The sequence below is a fragment of the Xanthobacter sp. BG11Y11_SDJG genome, from assembly GCF_057364445.1.
Map to the genome: position 1 here is coordinate 1 of NZ_JBNFNU010000840.1, position 690 is coordinate 690.

The 690-nt window shown below is 69.1% G+C and carries 1 protein-coding gene; it reads right to left on the minus strand.

What is annotated here, in order from left to right:
* Positions 1-189: 189 nt before the first annotated feature.
* Entirely contained in the window at positions 190-525 is a 336-nt protein-coding gene (locus tag AC2W7M_RS26880; RefSeq protein ID WP_486136281.1) for a hypothetical protein, read from the minus strand.
* Between the last annotated feature and the right edge of the window lie 165 nt (positions 526-690).

Here is a 690-nt window from a genome sequence, read left to right on the forward strand (position 1 = left end):
CGCGGCGACGACGCTGTCCTGATGCGGCGCGCCATCCGCGTGGCCGGCTCTCCCGGATGGCCAGCCGGCGGGCGCCGCCGGCTGGCCAGGCCGGCTACCAGGTCAATGTCTTGGTCTCGTCCTTGAACAAGGCCGCACCGGTCCGCTCGGGGTTGCCGACGAGCAGTCCGGGGATCAGGTCCGCTTCCTTCACACCGAAATGCTGCATGCACATCGGGCAGACCAGGATGGTCGCGCCCTTGGCGAGCAGGTCGCGATCATCTTCTGCTGCTCGCCGAACTTGTCCGCATGGGCCTTGGAGGCGGCAAGCACGGCGCGGTCATTGAGAAAGACCGACAAAGCGTGGCCGCGGGCCAGCTGATGGCCGCCGAACGTGAGCGCCATGCGCACGCGGTGGCCATCGTCGCTGGTCAGGTTGATGAACAGCGGGTCCTTCTCCCCAGCGAGCGCCGACGGCACGGAGACGCTGGTGAAAAGGGCGACGGCGAGCGTGGCAGCCAGGAACAACTTCTTCAAAATGGACATGATGGACCTCCATAAACAGATCTCGGGCCGCCCGTCAGGCGGCCGGTGAGGGGTTCACGGCGGCGGCCGGAGCGGCGCGCGCGCGCCCGACGGCAGAGGAAAAGAACAGCGCAGGATGCGCGGCGCCGCCGAGGCGGGCGGCCGGACGCGCGGCGCCATCCGGAC

What these genes read in the sequence shown, in the direction of transcription:
- AC2W7M_RS26880 (WP_486136281.1), bottom strand. Translation starts at nt 525, where the DNA reads ATGTCCATTTTGAAGAAGTTGTTCCTGGCTGCCACGCTCGCCGTCGCC.